Source organism: Burkholderiaceae bacterium DAT-1 (genome assembly GCA_019084025.1).
In the GTDB taxonomy this organism is placed as follows: Bacteria; Pseudomonadota; Gammaproteobacteria; order Burkholderiales; family Chitinimonadaceae; genus DAT-1.
Genome location: JAHRBI010000002.1, coordinates 346,390 through 364,922 on the forward strand (window position 1 = coordinate 346,390; position 18,533 = coordinate 364,922).

An 18,533-nucleotide genomic window follows, 5' to 3' on the forward strand; every position below is an offset into this window, starting at 1 on the left:
GCAATCTGGCTGGAGGTGTTCGAGAAATGAGTCGTGAAATCCTGTTGCTGGTCGATGCGCTGGCACGCGAGAAAAATGTAAGCCAGGAAATCGTGTTTAGCGCGCTGGAAATGGCGCTGGCGTCGGCGACCAAGAAGCGCTTTACCGATGAAGTGGATGTGCGTGTATCCATTAATCGTGTGTCCGGAGCCTATGACAGCTTCCGTCGTTGGGAAGTCGTTGAAGACAATGATCACGAAGAACCATCGCGTCAGTTCGCGATGACAGACGTGATCGAAAAGGGTATGAACCTGCAGGTTGGCGACTTCTATGAAGAGCCGCTTGAGCCGATCGAATTTGGCCGTATCGGTGCACAAACTGCCAAGCAGGTCATTCTGCAAAAGATCCGTGACGCAGAACGCGAACAGATTCTGAATGACTTCCTGCAGCGTCGCGAGCACCTGGTCAATGGCACGATCAAGCGCATCGAGCGTGGTAACGCCATTGTTGAAGTGGGCAAGCTGGAAGCGCGCCTGCCGCGCGATCAGATGATTCCAAAGGAAAATCTGCGCGTGGGTGACCGTGTGCGTGCTTTCCTGGCCAAGATCGATCGCGATGGTCGCGGAGCGCAGCTGATTCTGTCGCGTACTTCGCCGGATTTCATCGCCAAGCTGTTTGAGCTGGAAGTGCCGGAAATCGAAGAAGGCGTCATCGAGATCAAGGGTGCTGCCCGTGATCCGGGTGTGCGCGCCAAGATTGCCGTTCGCTCGAACGATCAGCGCGTCGATCCGCAAGGTACCTGTATCGGTATGCGCGGTTCCCGCGTTCAGGCCGTGACACAGGAACTGGCGGGTGAGCGTGTGGACATTGTGCTGTGGTCGCATGATCCGGCACAGTTCGTGATCGGTGCGCTGGCACCGGCCGAAGTAGTCAAGATCATGGTCGACGAAGACAAGCACAGCATGGATGTGGTGGTCGACGAAGATAATCTGGCCATGGCAATCGGTCGTGGCGGTCAGAATGTCCGTCTGGCATCCGAGCTGACTGGCTGGGACTTGAACATCATGACCGTGGAAGAGGCCGAGAAGAAGCACGAAGCCGAATTCGCACGGGTACGTGAACTGTTTATCTCTGCGCTGGATGTGGACGACGAAGTCGCCGACATTCTGGTAGCAGAGGGATTCTCCACACTGGAAGAAGTGGCCTATGTGCCAATTCATGAAATGCTGGAGATCGATGGATTCGATGAAGATCTGGTGAACGAGTTGCGCAGCCGCGCACGCGATTCCCTGCTGACTCAGGCCATCGTAAAGGAAGAGGCTGTCGAACACGGTGCCGGCGAATTGCTGACACTGGATGGGATGACACCGCAGATTGCCGCTGAGCTGGCATCGCGTGGCGTACTGACACGTGATGACCTGGCTGAGCTGGCCGTGGATGAACTGGTTGAATACGCCGGTATTGAGGCAGAAGCGGCCAAGCAATTGATCATGACTGCACGCGCACACTGGTTCGAGTGAGCGGTGGGCGGGGACGGGGCACGGTAGTGCCCCGTGCAGATAGGAGTGCGAATGACACAAATGAACGTGAGCCAATTTGCGGCAGATCTTAAGATGCCGCCAGAACAGTTGCTGGAGCAACTGCGTGCTGCCGGCGTGGGTAAGGCAGGAGTAAACGATGCGCTGACCGAGCAGGACAAGGCGCGTCTGCTGGATTACCTGAGCAGCAAACATGGTCAGTCCCAGGAAAAGAAAATCACCCTGGCACGTAAGCAGACCTCGGAAATCAAGAAGTCCGATGCGACCGGCAAGGCGCGCACCATTCAGGTTGAAGTGAAGAAAAAGCGTGTGGTGATGGCGCCTGAAGTCGCTGCAGCTGCACCTGAGGCGCACGCTGATGAGGTGACCGTGGATGTGGTCGAGGCAGTCGAGACTGCGATCGAAACCATCGTCGAGCCAGTGGTCGAGCCGGTCGTGGTGCCTGAACCAGTCGTGGAAGTGGCACCCGAGCCGGTGGTCGAAGTGATCCCCGAGCCGGTCGTGGTACCTGAGCCTGTGGTTGATGTGAAGCCTGAGCCGGTTGTCGAGCCTGTGGTTGAAGTAGCAGCTGCGCCTGTTGAAGCGCCTGCTGCAGAGGCCGTTGCGGAAGAAGCTGCACCAGCTGCTGCGCCGCTGACACGTGCTGACGTGCTGGGTCATCAGGAACTTGCGCAGCGTGAAATCGAGCGCCGTCGTCAGGATGAGCTGCGTGCCCGTCAGGCTGCCGAAATCAAGGCCAAGCAAGATCGTGAAGCTGCGCGCAAAGCTGCCGCCATCGCTGCGGAAGCAGCAAAGGCAGAGGCTGCACGCAAGGCTGCCATGCCAAAGGATCATACCCTGCACAAGGCGCCAGCCAAGCCGGGCGAGCAATCCAAGAAGCCAGCCAAGCCTGTCGTTGAGATGAAAACAGGTGCCCAGGATGCACGTGCTGCTCAGGCAGCTGCGCCTGCTGCTGCGCCTGCTCGCGATGGTGCTGGTCCTGCCAAGGGCGGTCGTGATGATCGCAAGGGCGGTAAGGGCGGTGGTAACGAGTGGGGCGATGGTGCAAAGCGTCGCGGTGGCCTCAAGACGCGCGGCGGTGATGCCGGTAGCGACTGGAAGTCCAAGAAGTCCGGCGGCCGCCATAAGGGTGCTGACAATGCGCATGCATTCCAGGCGCCGACCGAACCGCAAGTACGCGAAGTGTCCGTGCCGGAAACGATCTCTGTGGCCGATCTGGCGCACAAGATGTCGGTCAAGGCCGTTGAGCTGATCAAGATTCTGATGAAGATGGGCATGATGGTGACCATCAATCAGGTGCTGGATCAGGAAACAGCCATGATTGTGGTTGAGGAAATGGGTCACACCGCGATTGCCGCCAAGACGGACGATCCGGAAACCTATCTCGACGACGCAGCCAATGTCGAACACGAGATGACACATCGCGCACCGGTGGTGACGGTGATGGGTCACGTTGACCACGGTAAGACCTCGCTGCTGGATTACATCCGTCGCGCCAAGGTTGCCGCAGGTGAAGCGGGTGGTATTACCCAGCATATCGGTGCATACCACGTTGAAACCAATAAGGGCATCATCACCTTCCTAGATACCCCGGGTCACGAAGCGTTTACCGCGATGCGTGCACGTGGTGCCAGTGCAACCGATATCGTGGTGCTGGTGGTGGCGGCTGATGACGGCGTGATGCCGCAAACCATCGAAGCGATTCACCATGCCAAGGCAGCCGGTGTGCCGATCGTGGTGGCAGTGAACAAGATCGATAAGCAGGATGCCAATCCCGAACGTATCCGCCAGGAACTGGTCGCCCACGAAGTGGTGTCCGAAGACTGGGGTGGCGATGCGCAGTTCGTGCATGTATCCGCCAAGATGGGTACCGGTATTGATGAACTGCTCGACGCGATTCTGCTGCAAGCCGAAGTGCTGGAGCTGGAAGCACCAGTGGATGCACCTGCCAAGGGTCTGATCATCGAAGCGCGTCTCGACAAGGGTCGTGGCCCGGTTGCGACCATGCTGGTGCAAACCGGTACGCTGCGTAAGGGCGATGTGGTGCTGGCGGGTGGTGTGTTCGGCCGTGTCCGTGCGATGCTGGATGAAACCGGTAAGAACATCAACGAAGCAGGTCCGTCGATTCCGGTCGAAATTCTGGGTCTATCCGATGTGCCGAACGCTGGCGAAGATGCCATGGTGCTGGCTGACGAGCGCAAGGCGCGAGAAATCGCCCTGTTCCGTCAAGGCAAGTTCCGCGATGTGAAGCTGGCCAAGCAGCAAGCCGCCAAGCTGGAAAACATGATGGCGCAGATGACCGAAGGCGAGGTTCAGTACCTGCCGATGATCATCAAGGCCGACGTTCAGGGTTCCTTCGAAGCCCTCAGCCAGAGTCTGCAAAAGCTGTCGACCGCCGAAGTGCGCGTCAACATCCTGCACTCGGGCGTAGGTGGCATCACCGAGTCCGACGTCAATCTGGCGCTGGCCTCCAAGGCTGTCGTGATCGGTTTCAACGTGCGTGCTGATGCTGCCGCCCGTCGTCTTGCCGAGAGCGAAGGCGTGGATATTCGCTACTACAACATCATCTACGACGCAGTGGATGAAGTGAAAGCTGCGATGTCCGGCATGCTGGCTCCGGAGAAGCGCGAGCAGATCATCGGTCAGGTGGAAATCCGTCAGGTATTCACCATCTCCAAGATCGGTTCGATTGCTGGCTGTCTGGTGCTCGACGGTCTGGTTAAGCGTCACGCTGGTGTGCGTCTGCTGCGCAACAACGTGGTTATCCACCAGGGCGAGCTGGACTCCCTCAAGCGTTACAAGGACGACGCCAAGGAAGTCAAGGCTGGTTTCGAGTGTGGTCTGTCGCTCAAGGGCTACAACGATATCCAGGTTGGCGACCAACTGGAAGTCTTCGAAATTATCGAAGTGGCACGTACCCTGTAATTGAGTAAAACGGGAAGGGGGAAGAGTGAAGGGTGAAGGGTGCATGCTGCCCGCTCCCTTCCCTCTTCCCCCTTCTTTCTTCCCTGGGGGGAAAAATGGCAAAAGATTTCAAACGTTCGGATCGCGTCGGTCCGCAAATCCAGCGTGAACTGGCTGATCTGATCCGCATGGAGCTTAAAGATCCGCGCATCGGTTTTGTGACGCTGACAGATGTCGAAGTGTCCCGCGATTTTAGTCATGCCAAGGTGTTCTTTACGCTGATGCATGGTGAAGACGAGGAAACTTGGAAGACATTGAACCGCGCATCCGGCTTTTTCCGCAATGAACTGGGCCGTCGCATCAAGATCTTCAAGATTCCGGAACTGCGTTTTGAGTACGACCACTCGGTAGAGCGTGGCATGGGTCTGGATAAGCTGATCGACCAGGCTGTGGCGACGCACGCCAAGGACGAAGAAGGCGATCAGGACGCGTAAGTATGTCCAAGCCAAAAAGGATTCGTCGTAAAGTGGATGGCGTACTGCTGCTGGATAAGCCGATTGGTGCATCCAGTAATCAGGCGCTGCAGAAGTGCAAGTGGCTGCTGAATGCCGATAAGGCAGGGCATACTGGCGTGCTTGACCCGTTAGCGACAGGGTTGCTGCCTTTGTGTTTTGGCGAGGCAACCAAATTCGCACAGCGCATGCTGGATGCGGATAAGCGCTATCTGGCCGAGCTGAAGCTGGGCGCAAACACCACGACAGGTGATGTCGAGGGTGAGGTGATTCTTGAGCGACCAGTTGCGGTGACGCGTGGGGATGTGGATCGGGTGATTTCGGCTTTTCTGGGCGAAATCGACCAGACGCCTCCCATGTATTCCGCACTCAAGCATGAAGGTAAGCCACTGTACGAATATGCCCGCCAGGGCATCGTGATTCCGCGTGAAAGTCGCCGGATCACGATTTATGCCATTACGGTGCTGTTCTTCGAAGGTGACAGGCTGGTGCTGGATGTGTCCTGCAGTAAAGGTACGTACATTCGAACGCTGGCCGAAGATATCGGCGAGCAACTGGGATGTGGCGCCCACCTTACGGGCTTGCGCCGGACGTTTACCGGCGGCTTTGATTTAAAGCAGGCTATCACGGTCGAGCAGTTCGAGGCACTGGACGAAGCTGGGCGGGATGCCTTGTTGCTGCCAGCCGATGCACTGGTCGCGGACTTGCCGGAACGCACACTGGATCGCGCGGCAACGGATCGCTTAACCCACGGAATGAGCGTGCGTTTTTCCGAAAAAGATGCAATAATCCGGCTCTTGCGTCTGTATGGTGACGTCGGCGATGGTGCGCGAACCTTTCTTGGGCTTGGTGAATTGTCGGATGGCGTGATTCAGCCACGTAGATTGCTCTCAACTGTGGTTGCAGGAATAAATCCGGCACCATGATTGAGCCGGGAGCCGGGAGGGGTTGCGACAAGTGGCTCGCCTTGCTCGACTGCACGATAACGTGCATTTTATGTTTTGGAGTTTTACCAAATGGCAATTACCGTTGCTCAAAAAGCAGAAATCGTCAAGAACAACCAACGTGCCGCTGGCGATACCGGCAGCACCGAAGTTCAAGTGGCTCTGCTGACCGCTCGCATCAACGATCTGACCGATCACTTCAAGGCTAACGCCAAGGATCACCACAGCCGTCGTGGTCTGCTGAAGATGGTTAGCCGTCGTCGCAAGCTGCTTGATTACTTCAAGCGCACTAACCTGGATGGCTACCGTGCTCTGATCGCCAAGCTGGGTCTGCGCAAGTAAGCGCTTCAAGAAAAGGTCGCGGGAAACCGCGACCTTTTTGTTTATTGGGGCAGCAAGTTGTACCAATCTGTTTACACTGCCTTGATCTTTTTGCATCACCCCGAATTCTCCGATTGCCGATGTTAATTCGCGCAGTCTATTGTTTTCATCGCATCCAGTTGCTTTATGCAACGATCGCACGCCGTCCTCGAACAGGCTTCAGCCGTCGACGGGTGTGGCAGGTTGGCTGAGGCCCCGGCGTCCCCGTCATGCGGAGGAGATCAGCGCGCCGGAGGGAATTGCATCGTTGCTCGCTGACAGCGATGAGCGTGAATAAGGAACCTCTCGTGTTCAATCGCATTACAAAATCGTTTGCATATGGCAAGCACACTGTCACCCTCGAAACAGGTGAAATCGCCCGCCAGGCATCTGGCGCAGTCAAGGTGTCGATGGATGACACCGTTGTTCTGGTGTCCGTAGTGGGTGCCAAGAAGGTCAAGCCGGGTCAGGACTTCTTCCCGCTGACCGTTGATTACATGGAACGTACCTATGCCGCCGGCAAGATCCCGGGTGGCTTTTTCAAGCGCGAAGGCCGTCCTTCCGAAAAGGAAATCCTGACCTCCCGCCTGATCGATCGTCCGATCCGTCCGCTGTTCCCGGAAGGTTTCTACAACGAAATTCAAATCGTTGCGACCGTGATGTCTGTTGATCCGGAAATCGATCCGGATATCCCCGCCATGATCGGTGCATCCGCCGCACTGGCTATCTCCGGCGTACCATTCCAGGGCCCGATCGGCGCCGCGCGCGTGGCGTATGTGGACGGTCAGTACATCCTGAACCCGACCGGTACCGAGCTGAAGAGCTCGCAACTGGATCTGGTGGTGGCAGGTACCGAACAAGCCGTGCTGATGGTTGAATCCGAGGCGAAGGAATTGTCCGAAGCTGTGATGCTGGGTGCCGTCGTGTTCGGCCACGAGCAGATGCAAGCTGCGATCAAGGCCATCAACGAACTGGCCGACGAAGTGAATCCCGAAATGTGGGAATTCGAACCGCCTGCAACCGATGCCGAACTGGAAGCCCAGATTCAGGCTGCTGGTGGCGAAGACATCGCTCAAGCCTTCCGTATCCCGCAAAAGCAGCAACGTACAGCCAAGCTGAATGAAGCCTGGGCCAAGGTTGAAGCTGCGCTGATTACTGAAGAAACCGATACCCTGCGCGCTAACCAGATCAAGGATATCTTCCACAATATGGAAGCCAAGATCGTGCGTAACCAGATTCTGGACGGTTATCCGCGTATTGACGGTCGCGACACCCGCACCGTGCGTCCGATTGAAATCCGTACTGGCGTCCTCCCGCGCACCCACGGTTCCGTGCTGTTCACCCGTGGTGAAACCCAGGCACTGGTTGTGGCTACACTGGGCACCAAGATGGACGAGCAGATCATCGACGCGCTGGCTGGCGAATACAGCGAACGCTTCATGCTGCACTACAACTTCCCGCCGTACTCCACCGGTGAAACTGGCCGCGTCGGTTCGCCGAAGCGCCGTGAAATCGGTCACGGTCGTCTGGCCAAGCGTGCACTGGTGGCCGTGCTGCCGAAGCAGGAAGATTTCTCCTACTCCATGCGCGTGGTGTCGGAAATCACCGAATCCAATGGCTCGTCCTCGATGGCGTCCGTATGCGGTGGCTGTCTGTCTCTGATGGATGCTGGCGTGCCGCTGAAGGCGCATGTGGCCGGTATCGCCATGGGTCTGATCAAGGAAGGTAACCGCTTTGCCGTGCTGTCCGATATCCTGGGTGATGAAGATCACCTCGGCGATATGGACTTCAAGGTGGCCGGTACCGAAAATGGTGTGACCGCGCTGCAGATGGATATCAAGATCAATGGCATCACCAAGGAAATCATGAAGGTGGCGCTGGATCAGGCGAAGGAAGGCCGTATCCACATACTGGGCAAGATGAAGGGTGCAATGGGCGAAGCCCGTGCTGAAGTCAGCCAGCATGCTCCGCGTCTGTACACCATGAAGATCAATCCGGAAAAGATCCGTGACGTGATCGGCAAGGGTGGTTCGGTGATCCGCGCGCTGACCGAAGAAACCGGTACCCAGATCGATATCCAGGAAGACGGTACGATTACCATCGCTTCCGTATCGTCCGAAGGTGCGGATGAAGCCAAGCGTCGCATCGAGCAGATCACAGCCGAGATCGAAATCGGCAAGATCTACGAAGGCCCGGTCGTGAAGATTCTCGACAAGAACGTCGGTGCGATCGTCCAGATCATGCCGGGTCGCGATGGTCTGGTGCACGTGTCGCAAATTGCGAACGAGCGTGTTAACAATGTGGCTGACTACCTCAAGGAAGGCCAGATTGTGCGCGTGAAGGCACTGGAGCAAGACGAAAAGGGCCGTGTGCGCCTGTCGATCAAGGCTGCGCTGGCTGACGAAGCCGCTGCTCAGGCTGCACCAGCAGCCGAGTAATCCTCTGCTGCCTGTGTAAATAGAAACGCCACGCAATGCGTGGCGTTTTCCTTTGTGGATTTGCTAAGGCATCGTCAAATCAGAAGACTGCATCAATGCCTGCCTGACGCATATAGTCGAGCAGGGCGCGATCGACGCCTGTACGAGCCATCAATGCGGGATCACTCTCCCAGGCAGCACGTAAACGCTGCCGTGTGACAGGATCAGTTCCTGCTGCACGTTCAGTCAGCGCCTCCCATTGCCGGGCAATCGCTTGAACTTCAGGATGATCGACTGCTAAGCCCTGCGACAGCAGTGTGCGTGCACGCTGAATCACGGGTAGCCACTCATTGCCCATTGTTCCGAAATGCTGACGCATGGTCTGCATGTCTGATTCACTCAGGAACTGCGAATATAGCTCCAGCCTGATGGTGGCCAGTGAGTGCGCCATATAGCGCATCATATCTGGCTCAATACCGGTTGCTGCTTGTACTGGCTTTTCATTCATCATCATATTGGCCGATTTGACCATCAGGGATGGATTCGCACCGGTAAATGACTGAACAAAGTGAAGCCAGGTGCGAGCGGCAGTTTGCACGTCTGGATGCGCAGGTGGAAGGTCGGCCTTCATATAGCCGGATACCCGGTTAATCAGTTCGGGCCAGGCGGCCTCGGTGCGTGCAACCTCAGGCTGATCGCGCCGTGCATGTAGCTCAGCTTGCTCTTCCGTGGTGAAATACTTGTCGTACATGGTCATCATCCCCAGTGTCTTAAGCCAGTCAGCGAGGGAAGGCGAATCGCCGCGATCAAGCTGCTGATGCAGCTGAACTAGCCTGTCTCTGAGCGAGATCGCATTCTGGATCTGTGAATTCAGGCCTGCGATCTGTTGCTGAATCAGTGCTGGAAGCGAATCACCCGATCCCTCGAGTGTCGTGCGGATATCATCCAGACTCAGGCCTAGCCGCTTGAGTGCCAGTATTTTGTAAAGCCTGGACACATCATGAGCGCTGTAGAGCCTGTAGCCGTTATCCGCGCGTATGGAGGGGGAGAGCAAGCCCACTTGGTCGTAATGATGCAGGGTGCGAACGGTGAGTCCCGTTTGCTTTGCTAGTTCGCCCACTCGAAGTGTCATGTGTCTGCCTCCATACGTACACTGTCAGCCCTTACGTTGCGTGAGGGTCAAGCCGAATGTGCGATGATGTGTTGGATGATTGCAAGGCCACCCGGGCGAGAATGTTGGCATGTAAGCGGGAGATGTGCAAAAATCAACAGGCCGCGCTCTTGCGAGGGCGGCCTGTCTGCTAGGTTATAAAGCGCTATCACTTAAAATATTCAAACAATATAAACAGACGTATTCTTCGAAGCGCCGGCATCGAAGTTATTTCCTCCTGATCCTCTTCCTGATCAAGTCGATGTTCGCCGCCGCCGTTGCGCTGCCAGGGTGGGGGTGGCAGTGCGTCGTCCGAGTGCATGTATCTTCCTAGATTGCAGCTTTCATGAATACTCTCATGAATGAGGGGGGATTCATCCTGTGAAATGCGCTAAAAAGCGTGCGTAAAAATGACTGATTTATTTCATGTTTATATATTTCTGTCTTATGTTGCTGTTAATAAAGCACATTTTACGGTGCGTGGAATTTTTAATTCTGGGGTGTGGCGACGCTGAAAAGTGCAAAAAAATGCGAGTTTTTTGGGTGGGGACAAAATAAAAAAGCCACCGGAGTCCGGTGGCTGTGTGTGGGCGAGACGCTTTAAATCGCTTGCTGCAGTTGATCCAGAATGGCTGGGTTTTCTAGTGTCGAGGTATCCTGCGTAATCGTCTCGCCGCGTGCGATGGACCGCAGCAGACGACGCATGATTTTCCCAGAACGTGTTTTGGGTAGATTCTCGCCAAAACGGATATCGTCTGGTTGCGCAATTTTGCCGATTTCATGGGCCACCCATGTCTTCAGTTCATCTGCCACCTTCTTGGCATCCGCGCCCATCGGACGTGCACCCTTGAGTACCACGAACGCAACTACTGCTTCGCCCTTGATCTCATGCGGTTTGCCCACAACTGCGGCTTCCGCGACCAGCGGATTGGCAACCAGCGCAGATTCGATTTCCATGGTGCCCAGACGGTGTCCCGACACATTCAGTACATCGTCGATCCGCCCCATGATCCAGAAGTAGCCGTTTTCGTCACGATTAGCCGAGTCACCTGCCAGATAGTACTGACCGTTGAATTCTTCCGGGAAATAGGTCTTCTTGTAGCGATCGGCATCCCCCCAGATCGTGCGTACCAGGCTTGGGAACGGGCGCTTGATAACCAAGATCCCACCTTTACCGGGTTCGACTGTGGCGCCGGATTCATCAACGATGTCTGCCATGATGCCGGGCAGCGGGAGCGTACAGGAACCCGGTTTGGTCGCCACTGCACCTGGCAGGGGGGCAATCATGGCGCTTCCGGTTTCAGTTTGCCACCAGGTGTCCACAATCGGGCAGCGGCCGCCGCCAACCACTTCGTGATACCAGATCCAGGCCTCCGGATTAATCGGCTCGCCCACCGTGCCCAGCAGGCGCAACGAACTCAGATCATGCTGTTTTGGTAGATCGGCACCCAGCTTGATCAGTGAACGGATCGCTGTCGGTGCGGTGTAGAAAATCGTGACTTTGTGGCGGGCAATCATTTCCCAGAAACGATTGGCATCGGGGTAGGTTGGTACGCCTTCGAAAATAACCTGCGTGGCGCCATTGGCCAGGGGGCCGTAGCAAACATAGCTGTGACCGGTAATCCAGCCCACGTCGGCGGTACACCAGAAGACGTCATCACCCTTGTGATCGAATACCCAGCGGAAGCTGTTGGCTGCGCCCAGCAAATAGCCTGCCGAAGAGTGCTGGATACCCTTTGGCTTGCCGGTGGAGCCGGATGTATACAGGATGAACAGTGGGTCTTCGGCATTGATCCATTCTGGTTCGCATTGTGCCGCTTGTGTAGCGGTAAGTTCGTGCCACCAGATATCGCGTCCTGCATCCCACGCGGTTGTATTGGCGGTACGCTGGAATACGACAACCTTGTTAACAGATTCACAACCACCGAGCGCAATGGCTTCGTCTACCACTGCCTTGAGTGGCACAGCTTTGCCGCCGCGCAGGCTTTCGTTTGCGGTGATGACGGCAACGGCTCCTGCATCGTTGATGCGTTCCTGCAGGCTCTTTGCCGAGAAGCCACCGAATACGACTGAATGAATCGCACCGATCCGTGCACAGGATTGCATGGCGACAACGGCTTCCACGCCCATCGGCATGTACACCACTACACGGTCGCCCTTTTTGACGCCGAGTGATTTCAGGCCATTGGCAAACTGGCACACCTTGGCATGCAATTCCTTGTACGTTACCTTGGTGACGGCGCCATCATCCGCTTCGAAGATGATCGCTGTCTTGTCGCCCTTGGTATCGAGATGACGATCCAGACAGTTGTAGCTGACATTCAGTTCGCCATCGGCAAACCATTTGAAAAAGGGACGATTGCTTTCGTCGAGTACCTGAGTGTAGGGCTTGTGCCAGGTCAGCATTTCGCGGGCGATTTCGTCCCAGAAGCCCTCGTAGTTGGCGGTCGCCTTTTCACACAGCGTGTTGTAACCCTCAATACCGGACACCTTGGCATTCAGACGGAAATCGTCAGTCGGCGGGAATACGCGGTTTTCCTTGAGTACAGATTCGAGCGTGGACATGTTTATCTCCTGAGAGGCGGGTCGCGGAGGGCGACCCGCCGTCATGCGGCGGGTGCCGTCGAGTTATGGACAATCAAATTGCGGGTGCTTAGTGCTTGGAGGCACCTTCGGCACCAATGCCGGTCATCGAGCGAACGAACTGCGCTTCGAAGGCGTCTGCTTCGTCCTGAGCGCGCTTGCTCTTATCGGTGATCGAGAACAGCCAGGTGAACAGGAAGGCGGCAGTCATCGAGAAGATAGCCGGATTCTTGTACGGGAAGAGTTCGCTACCCTTTGCGTGACCCATCACGTCAACCCAGATGGCCGGGCCCATGATGATCAGCACAACAGCCATGATCAGGCCGATTGCACCGCCGATGACGGCACCACGGGTGGTCAGACCCTTCCAGAACATGCTCAGCACCAGCACCGGGAAGTTGGCAGACGCGGCAATCGAGAAGGCCAGACCCACCATGAAGGCGACGTTCTGCTTTTCGAACATGATACCCAGCAGAATGGCGATGACACCGAGTGCCAGTGTGGAAATCTTGGATACCATGACTTCCTTGCCTTCGTCATGCTGGCCGCGGGCAAACACATTGGCGTACAAGTCGTGGCTGATGGCAGATGCGCCGGACAGTGTCAGACCGGATACCACCGCCAGAATCGTTGCGAAGGCCACGGCAGAGATAAAGCCGTAGAACAGATCGCCACCCACAGCATGCGCCAGATGAACCGCTGCCATATTATTGCCACCCAGCAACTTACCGGCTGCATCTTTAAATGCAGGGTTGGTACTGACCAGCATGATGGCGCCAAAGCCGATGATGAAGGTGAGGATGTAGAAGTAACCAATGAAACCGGTTGCGTAGAACACCGACTTGCGGGCTTCCTTTGCATCACCCACGGTAAAGAAGCGCATCAGGATGTGTGGCAGACCGGCGGTACCGAACATCAGGGCAATACCCAGCGAGATCGCGTCGATTGCGCTCTTGGTGTTGACGGTCTTGTCGTTGAAGTTGCCCGGAGCCATGATGTTGGCTTTGGCGGCCTTGCCTGCGTCTTCGCCCAGCTTCTTGGCTTTTTCGCCCAGTTCCTTGGCGTCGGCGGCATTGGCGGTCGCAGCGGCGTCAGCTTTGGCTTTGGCATCCTGTGCTTTGACTTGCAGAGCGGCAGCCTGAGTCTTCTTTACTTCAACCGACTTGGCAAACATGGCTTCCGGGCTGAATCCGACGGATGCCAGCACCATGACGGCGATAAAGGTCGCACCGCACAGCAGCATGATCGCTTTGATGATCTGCACCCAGGTGGTGGCCAGCATGCCGCCAAACATCACATAGAGCACCATCAGTACGCCGACGGCAACCACGGCCAGATTGTATTCCAGACCGAAGAGCAGCTTGATCAGCTGACCTGCGCCCACCATCTGGGCAATCAGGTACAGCGCAACCACAACCAGTGTGCCGGTTGCGGCCAGTGTACGAATCGGACCCTGTGCCAGACGATAGCTGGCGACATCGGCAAAGGTATACTTACCGAGGTTACGCAGGCGCTCAGCTACCAGAAACAGAATCACAGGCCAGCCGACCAGAAAACCGATGGAGTAGATCAGGCCGTCGTAGCCCTTTTCGTACACCATGGCGGAAATGCCCAGGAAGGAGGCAGCGGACATATAGTCACCCGCGATGGCCAGACCATTCTGGAAGCCGGTAATGCCACCGCCTGCGGTGTAGAAGTCCTTGGCAGATTTGGTACGGCCAGCCGCCCACTTGGTGATGTACAGTGTGAGTGCCACAAATACGAGGAACATGACGATGGCAGACACGTTGACGGCCTGCTTTTCAGTCTGACCAGCCAGTGCATCGGCCAGTACCATGCCGGGCGCTATCATCCCGGCAAGCGCCATGGCGGCGCGTTGCGTGTAGTTGGCTTTCATTTGCGTGTCTCCTCGACGACTTGGCGTGTCAGATCATCAAATTCGCTATTGGCGCGCTTGACGTAGAAACCTGTGAGTACGAAGGCGGACAAAATAACACCTACGCCAACCGGAATGCCGATGGTCATGGTGCTGCCTTCTGACACCGGGGTGCCGAGAAATTGCGGATTAAACGCAATCAGCAGGATGAAGCCGTAGTAAATGAACAGCATGATGATGGACAGCGTCCACCCCAGGCTGGTCTTTTTGTGCACCAGTTCAGCGAACTTTGGATTCGCCTTGATGCTTGCGATCAGGTCGTGTTCCATGAGCTTCTCCATTCTTCGGTGATCCGCCTCGCGTATTAATCCCTGGGCGGTGTAGGGTCAATGTATTCTCGGTACGTATGTGCCGACCAATCGCGAATTTGGATATGCCAAATCAGTCATATCAATGTTGCAGGTGCACACGATAGGCTGCATAACAGTTTGAACGAACCTTCATTGCAGAATTGATTGGCGGGATCAGGAAAGCTGATTGGCAGGAAAGCGACAGACGGTCTTGCTGAAGTAGAAATGTATGAATTGAAAAAGCCATTTCATTCTCTTGGCTCTTGCTGTGTGTCGTATGGTATTTAGTCGAACTGAAGCGTTCTCCAGTGCTGAAGCAGTCTTCTGATCGGTGATGCCAACTTAGATACGAGGCAAGTCGTTACACCATTCACATCACTCCCGGCGGGTGAGTACTTTGATTGCGCGGGTGTTCTGTTATGCTGATCTGATAAGCTCAATGAAAGGTTAACCGGGTGCGGACAGGGTGGATTGCATTCGCTGCGTTTTTTATGGCGATTTCTACGGCGCAGACTGCGGAGGTCATCCAGTGGTATGCCGGAGACTTTCCTCCCGGGATCATTTTAAGGGGGCGTGATCAGGGAAAAGGCTATCTTGATCAGATCATGAAGGTGATTCAGGAAGGGTTGCCCGAGTATGAACACCGTATCGTGATTGCCGCGCCCGTCAGAATTTCGCACGATATCACTGTTTATCCGAATGTCTGCATTGCGGGTGCAACCTACTCTGCCGAGCGTGCGCAGTCACGCGTTTTCAGTGATGTCATTTTTAGTTTTCTACCAAGTGGGCTGCTGATTCGTGCGGACAAGCTGGCCTCATTGCGTTCGCTCATGGATGAGGAGGGACGCGTGTCATTACGGCAATTCATTCAATCTAATATAGGTCGGATTGGCGTGATGAATCAGCGCATTTATGGTGGAACAGTTGATCCATTGCTCAATTCGGAAGGTGCACAGCTCGAGCGAATTGATCTCGCATCCGGTGATGATGCGCTGGCCATGCGGGTTGCACTTGGTCGTAATCTTGATGCGGCGCTGACGTATGGTTTCGAGATTACCTGGTTGGGTCGTCAGGATGCGGAAACTGCATCTATGTTGCGATGGTTGCCGGTACAAGAGGAACCCGATGTGATGGCATCCCGGATTTCTTGCTCAAAAAGTGCATTTGGCGAGCGCATTGTCGAGCGTATGAACAGGGTGATACGGACTGCAGGGAATTCAGAGCGATTTCAGCGATTTTATGAAGGATGGCTTGACGATGATTCGGCGCAACGATTGCGTAAATTGATCAAGGCATCCGGTAAAGCAAGGAAATAGGTCACTTATCTAAGTACGCTGCGCTGCAACGCCAGCTCACGATGTGCTGCGGCTAGTTTGAACAGATCTTTAGCACTGGATTCGGGGGGGACTCTGGCGATTAGCGTCTGCATCAGCTGCGCCGTCGCCAGGGCGTCACCTGCAGCTGTATGGCGATGGGCAACGCGGATATTGAGGGCTGCGAGCCAGTCGTCCAGCGTGTGGCAGGTGAGTGCGTGTTCCGGGCAGATTGCTGGCGCCAGATCGGCGAGATCCAGCCATCTTCCGGTTAAGCGCTTGAGGGTGTAGCGATGCAGGGCACGCTTGCAGAGTTCGCGATCAAATGCCGCATGAAACCCTGCCACAACCACGCCGTCTAGCTTCGCCGCAAATGTCTGCATGACCAGCTCCGGTGCGTCGCCATCCAGCTGGCGGCGGCCGCTGATTCCGTGAATGAGAATATTGGCGATGCTGCTGGTGCTGTCCTGGCGCAGCACGTGCTCCATGGCTCGACCCAGATGAATGATCCGGCCTTCAATGGGGACTGCCGCGAGTTCGATCAATTTGTCCCGACGGGGATTCAATCCGCTTGATTCGCAATCAACCACCAGCCAGTGCATGTCCGCAAGCGGGGTGCGCCAGTCACACGGCCTGATGGGGGGGGATAGCCAGGGCAAGAGCCGGTATAGTGATGGCATCATGCGGGCCAGTGCAGATTGAGGCTACGCTGGATGCGCTTGGCTTCCTGCAGGGCTTCTTTCAGAACACGCCGGTCGAGTACTGTGAGCTGATCCGGGCGCACCAGATTGCCGGGGATTTCGCCTCTCGCTATTTCTGCCTGCTGGCAGCGTAGCCGCAGCATTTGCAAGTATTGAAACGCATCTATCCACGATTCGATTCGCGAGGCGGCGATATTCAGGATTGCACCCGCCTGTCGCAGGCGCTCAGTTGTGGCGCTGATACGGATGCCTGCCGCCAGTGCAAAGATACGCGCTGCATCGACAAAAAATACGGTGCCCGCTGCTTTCAAATCAATGACCGCATGACCCTCATGCTGCTGCGTCACAAAGTCGCGTATGAGGCCGAGCGGCGGTTCGTGGAGTAGTGCATTCCGGGTCAGCATCCATAAGAAACGCGGTCGCTCGCGAATACGGGCTTGCATGGACGCGAACAGCGCCTCAGCCAGTACATCATCACCCCAGATTGGGCGGAAATCAAAATAGATGCTGGCCGCCAGCAGGCTATCGGGCGTGCCGTCATCTACCCAGCTTGCAAATTGGTTTTCCCATTCGTCCAGGCTCAGGCAGCAGGCCGGATTCATGGCCATGATATTGCCTTTGCATAACGGTATGCCGCAGCGGTCGAGAATATGATTGATGGTGGCGCATACAGGTAGCAGTGTTGTGCGTATCACGTCTGCAGATTCCCCGGTCGGACAGCTAAAGATCAATCCGTTGTCCTGATCGGTTGCGAGGGTTTGTTCTTGCCGTCCCTCGCTGCCGAAAACCAGCCACGTCAGCTGCATACCTTGAGCCCGTAGCGGCTCGAGATGCTGCTCGATGATACGTGCGGATAATCGATCATGGAGCGTGGCGGTCAACCGGGCCAGTGGCTCGGCTGCCAGACCTTGCGCCAGCAGATTGACGCCCAGCTGGCGGATTTGTTCTGCAACCACGGCATAGGTCTCGGGCGAATCCGCCTGCTCCAGCTGGCGCTCGATGCTGCCCAGACTGACACGCTGCAGGCCGAACAGGTCGCGCTCCGACACCATACCCAGCAATCTTCCCTGTTCGATCACGGGGATGTGGCGTATCCGATGCTGTGCCATGGAAAGCGCAGCATCGGTGGCAAGTGCATCCGGTGAGAGTGAAATCAAGGGGCTGTTCATGTACTGCGAAATGGGGGCGTTCAGATCCGCCTGCGACAGCACCGTGCGTAACAGATCCTGCAGCGTGTAGATGCCATGAGCGATGCCTTGGCCATCCACAATCAGGATCGAGCCAATGCGTGCGGCTTGCATCTGTTGCAGCGCAGTCAGTAAGGGTGTGTCAGGCGCGCAACTAATCGGCTGCGTCATGATCTGCCCGATGGTGGTACTCAGCGCAGCGTGCCGGCTATCAAGTGATAGCGTGGCCTGCAGTTCCTGTCTGGATCGCAGTAGCAGATGGCCGATCCGGTTCAGGCAATAGTCTGCAAAAGCGGGGCTTTGCTGGCGCAATGCTTCAACTGTGGCACCCGGCAATCGATACAGGAATGTATCTTCCAGTGCTTCCATGGTAGCGGCAGCGCTCTGGTCGGTGAGAATTGCACCGAGTGGAAACAGGTCGCCTTTGGTGTATTCATGAATTTCATTGTCGCTGTAGCGACTGCCAACGCGCCCTTCTTTGATCAGAAAAAGGTAGGGAATCGCCTGTCCGGCTTGATACACCGTCGTGCCCGCCGGGAAATAGGCAAGCTCCGCCTGTTCTGCCAGTTGACGCAGTGTTGCGCGCTCCATGTGGTCAAATGGGGCGGTATGGGCAAACTCGTCACAGAACGCTTCGATCAGGCTGAGGGCGGTCATGAATGCTCCGGGCTGATATCAAATAACCAGCATAATGGCTCCACGTGCAAGGTGTTTGCCTA

At 56.1% G+C, this 18,533-nt stretch carries 13 protein-coding genes; 7 read left to right on the top strand and 6 right to left on the bottom strand.

The annotated features are described in order from the left end of the window. Positions 1-26: 26 nt before the first annotated feature. The 6 genes from nusA (at position 27) to pnp (ending at position 8,675) form a co-directional block, all read left to right on the top strand. Positions 27-1,499, top strand: coding sequence for a transcription termination factor NusA (gene nusA, locus KSF73_04800; protein ID MBV1775029.1), 1,473 nt, complete (start codon positions 27-29; stop codon positions 1,497-1,499). 51 nt (positions 1,500-1,550) lie between these two features. Next, the gene (gene infB / locus KSF73_04805; protein MBV1775030.1) at positions 1,551-4,442 is read left to right on the top strand and encodes a translation initiation factor IF-2; all 2,892 of its coding nucleotides are present in this window, start codon (positions 1,551-1,553) and stop codon (positions 4,440-4,442) included. A 95-nt stretch (positions 4,443-4,537) separates the two neighbouring features. Then, the gene (rbfA, locus tag KSF73_04810; protein ID MBV1775031.1) at positions 4,538-4,915 is read left to right on the top strand and encodes a 30S ribosome-binding factor RbfA; all 378 of its coding nucleotides are present in this window, start codon (positions 4,538-4,540) and stop codon (positions 4,913-4,915) included. 2 nt (positions 4,916-4,917) lie between these two features. Then, positions 4,918-5,859, top strand: coding sequence for a tRNA pseudouridine(55) synthase TruB (truB, locus tag KSF73_04815; protein ID MBV1775032.1), 942 nt, complete (start codon positions 4,918-4,920; stop codon positions 5,857-5,859). A gap of 90 nt (positions 5,860-5,949) precedes the next feature. Further along, complete coding sequence (rpsO, locus tag KSF73_04820; GenBank protein ID MBV1775033.1) at positions 5,950-6,219, top strand: 30S ribosomal protein S15; 270 nt, start codon at positions 5,950-5,952, stop codon at positions 6,217-6,219. Positions 6,220-6,545: 326 nt separating this feature from the next. Beyond that, positions 6,546-8,675: a polyribonucleotide nucleotidyltransferase gene (pnp, locus tag KSF73_04825; GenBank protein ID MBV1775034.1), complete on the top strand. Its 2,130-nt coding sequence runs from the start codon at positions 6,546-6,548 to the stop codon at positions 8,673-8,675. Positions 8,676-8,754: 79 nt separating this feature from the next. Here pnp and KSF73_04830 read toward each other — a convergent pair whose 3' ends face one another. The 4 genes from KSF73_04830 to KSF73_04845 all read right to left on the bottom strand — a co-directional run bounded on the left by KSF73_04830 (position 8,755) and on the right by KSF73_04845 (position 14,592). Continuing rightward, entirely contained in the window at positions 8,755-9,786 is a 1,032-nt protein-coding gene (locus KSF73_04830) for a MerR family transcriptional regulator (GenBank protein MBV1775035.1), read from the bottom strand. A 618-nt stretch (positions 9,787-10,404) separates the two neighbouring features. Continuing rightward, positions 10,405-12,369, bottom strand: a complete 1,965-nt coding sequence (gene acs / locus KSF73_04835; GenBank protein MBV1775036.1) for an acetate--CoA ligase — start codon at positions 12,367-12,369, stop codon at positions 10,405-10,407. 88 nt (positions 12,370-12,457) lie between these two features. Beyond that, positions 12,458-14,284, bottom strand: a complete 1,827-nt coding sequence (locus KSF73_04840) for a cation acetate symporter (GenBank protein ID MBV1775037.1) — start codon at positions 14,282-14,284, stop codon at positions 12,458-12,460. After that, entirely contained in the window at positions 14,281-14,592 is a 312-nt protein-coding gene (locus tag KSF73_04845; protein MBV1775038.1) for a DUF485 domain-containing protein, read from the bottom strand. Before KSF73_04845 ends, KSF73_04840 begins: the two co-directional genes overlap by 4 nt. 512 nt (positions 14,593-15,104) lie before the next feature. Between KSF73_04845 and KSF73_04850 the strand changes: the two genes are divergently transcribed. Next, complete coding sequence (locus tag KSF73_04850; protein ID MBV1775039.1) at positions 15,105-15,929, top strand: TIGR02285 family protein; 825 nt, start codon at positions 15,105-15,107, stop codon at positions 15,927-15,929. A gap of 5 nt (positions 15,930-15,934) precedes the next feature. Here the strand turns inward: KSF73_04850 and KSF73_04855 are convergent, their stop codons facing one another. Together KSF73_04855 and KSF73_04860 are read right to left on the bottom strand one after the other, a co-directional pair. Beyond that, on the bottom strand, positions 15,935-16,609 hold the full coding sequence (locus KSF73_04855; GenBank protein MBV1775040.1) for a 3'-5' exonuclease: 675 nt from the start codon (positions 16,607-16,609) through the stop codon (positions 15,935-15,937). Then, the gene (locus tag KSF73_04860; GenBank protein MBV1775041.1) at positions 16,606-18,471 is read right to left on the bottom strand and encodes a CBS domain-containing protein; all 1,866 of its coding nucleotides are present in this window, start codon (positions 18,469-18,471) and stop codon (positions 16,606-16,608) included. The genes KSF73_04855 and KSF73_04860 overlap by 4 nt, the downstream gene beginning before the upstream one ends. Positions 18,472-18,533 lie beyond the last annotated feature (62 nt).

What these genes read in the sequence shown, in the direction of transcription:
- nusA (MBV1775029.1), top strand. Translation starts at nt 27, where the DNA reads ATGAGTCGTGAAATCCTGTTGCTGGTCGATGCGCTGGCACGCGAGAAA.
- infB (MBV1775030.1), top strand. Translation starts at nt 1,551, where the DNA reads ATGACACAAATGAACGTGAGCCAATTTGCGGCAGATCTTAAGATGCCG.
- rbfA (MBV1775031.1), top strand. Translation starts at nt 4,538, where the DNA reads ATGGCAAAAGATTTCAAACGTTCGGATCGCGTCGGTCCGCAAATCCAG.
- truB (MBV1775032.1), top strand. Translation starts at nt 4,918, where the DNA reads ATGTCCAAGCCAAAAAGGATTCGTCGTAAAGTGGATGGCGTACTGCTG.
- rpsO (MBV1775033.1), top strand. Translation starts at nt 5,950, where the DNA reads ATGGCAATTACCGTTGCTCAAAAAGCAGAAATCGTCAAGAACAACCAA.
- KSF73_04830 (MBV1775035.1), bottom strand. Translation starts at nt 9,786, where the DNA reads ATGACACTTCGAGTGGGCGAACTAGCAAAGCAAACGGGACTCACCGTT.
- acs (MBV1775036.1), bottom strand. Translation starts at nt 12,369, where the DNA reads ATGTCCACGCTCGAATCTGTACTCAAGGAAAACCGCGTATTCCCGCCG.
- KSF73_04840 (MBV1775037.1), bottom strand. Translation starts at nt 14,284, where the DNA reads ATGAAAGCCAACTACACGCAACGCGCCGCCATGGCGCTTGCCGGGATG.
- KSF73_04845 (MBV1775038.1), bottom strand. Translation starts at nt 14,592, where the DNA reads ATGGAACACGACCTGATCGCAAGCATCAAGGCGAATCCAAAGTTCGCT.
- KSF73_04850 (MBV1775039.1), top strand. Translation starts at nt 15,105, where the DNA reads ATGGCGATTTCTACGGCGCAGACTGCGGAGGTCATCCAGTGGTATGCC.
- KSF73_04855 (MBV1775040.1), bottom strand. Translation starts at nt 16,609, where the DNA reads ATGATGCCATCACTATACCGGCTCTTGCCCTGGCTATCCCCCCCCATC.
- KSF73_04860 (MBV1775041.1), bottom strand. Translation starts at nt 18,471, where the DNA reads ATGACCGCCCTCAGCCTGATCGAAGCGTTCTGTGACGAGTTTGCCCAT.